This window comes from Eggerthella sp. (genome assembly GCF_048329335.1).
Taxonomy (GTDB): Bacteria; Actinomycetota; Coriobacteriia; order Coriobacteriales; family Eggerthellaceae; genus Eggerthella; species Eggerthella lenta.
This window is the reverse complement of record NZ_DBFEGU010000243.1, coordinates 1-1264: the sequence shown is the minus strand read 5'-3', so window position 1 is coordinate 1264 and position 1264 is coordinate 1. Positions and strand designations below refer to the sequence as shown.

General features: G+C 60.0%; 4 protein-coding genes. All 4 read right to left on the bottom strand.

Annotated elements, in window-relative coordinates; all coding sequences use genetic code 11:
* Positions 1-164, bottom strand: a 164-nt coding sequence (gene rplI, locus ACMO6A_RS07935; RefSeq protein WP_418471046.1) for a 50S ribosomal protein L9, incomplete at its 3' end; no start/stop codon positions are given.
* Positions 165-179: 15 nt separating this feature from the next.
* Positions 180-440, bottom strand: a complete 261-nt coding sequence (gene rpsR, locus ACMO6A_RS07930; protein ID WP_009305603.1) for a 30S ribosomal protein S18 — start codon at positions 438-440, stop codon at positions 180-182.
* A 21-nt stretch (positions 441-461) separates the two neighbouring features.
* On the bottom strand, positions 462-917 hold the full coding sequence (locus ACMO6A_RS07925; RefSeq protein ID WP_009305602.1) for a single-stranded DNA-binding protein: 456 nt from the start codon (positions 915-917) through the stop codon (positions 462-464).
* A 58-nt stretch (positions 918-975) separates the two neighbouring features.
* The coding region (gene rpsF, locus ACMO6A_RS07920; protein ID WP_418471045.1) for a 30S ribosomal protein S6 at positions 976-1264 on the bottom strand (289 nt) is incomplete at its 5' end.

Genomic DNA, 1264 nt, shown 5'->3' with positions numbered 1-1264 from the left:
GCGATGTTGTGCTTGCGCTGCTCGAGCTGCTTCAGGTTGCCCTTCGTAGCGAGGATGGCAACCTTCTGCGGGAGCAGGTAGTTGTTGGCAAAACCGGGGGCCACGTCCACGACGTCGCCTTCACCGCCCTTGCCCTTCAATTCTTGGAGCAGGATGACTTTCATGGTTCCTCCTTGCGCCTAGCGGCTGCGACGGTCGCCGCGACCGCTGATGGCGGGCACCGCGTAGGGCATCAAAGCCATCTCGCGGGCGCGCTTCACGGCGTTCGCGATGTCGCGCTGATGCTGGGTGCAGGCACCCGTCACGCGGCGCGGCTTGATCTTTCCGCGATCGGTAACGTACTTGCGCAGCATTTGCGTGTCTTTGTAGTCGATGTACTGCGTGTCCTCTTTGCAGAACTGGCAGAACTTGCGACGCGGCTGCTTCGCGTAATCGGACATTTCTAACCTCTTTCGTTTCGCTTAAAACGGGATATCTTCGTCATAAACCGAAGAAGAGGCATCAACCACCGGCGCGGCAACCACGGGGGCTGCTGCGGGAGCGGAATAACCGCCGCCCATACCGCCACCGTACGACGACGAATCGCTGTTACGGCTCGACATGAATTCAAGCTCGTCGACGATCACTTCGATCTTGCTGCGCTTCTGGCCTTCGCGCTCCCACTGGCTCCAGCGGAGCTTGCCCTCGATGGCCACTTTGGTGCCCTTGCCGAGGTAGCGCGAGAGGCTTTCGGCGCGCGCGCCGAACATCGTGCAGTCGATGAAGTTCGGATAATCCTCCCACTCGCCCGTCTGCTGGTTCTTGCGGCGGTCGTTGACCGCCACGCCGAAGCCCAGCACGGGAAGCCCGCTCGCGGTGGAGCGAAGCTCGGGATCGCGAGTAAGGTTTCCGCTGATGATAACTCGGTTGATGCTCATGTGTGTCTACCTCTTCTCATGCCGGACGCTGGGTGGTGCCCAGGTCCCCGCTCGTCTCCTAGTCGCGGTCCGTGCGCTTGACGATCATGTGGCGCTCCACAGCGTCGGTGATGCGCAGAACACGATCGAGTTCGGCAACGTCAGCGGGATCGGCGTGGAAATCGATGAGAGTGTAGTCACCATCGGTCAATCCGTTGATCTCGTAAGCGAGTTTACGCTTGCCCCAGTTGTCGACGTTGTCAACCGTGCCTTTGCCCTCAGCGATCGTGGTGTCGATACGCTTCATAACGGCTGCGCGGGTTTCCTCGTCGATAGACGGAGCGACAAAAAACAGCAATTCATAAGCC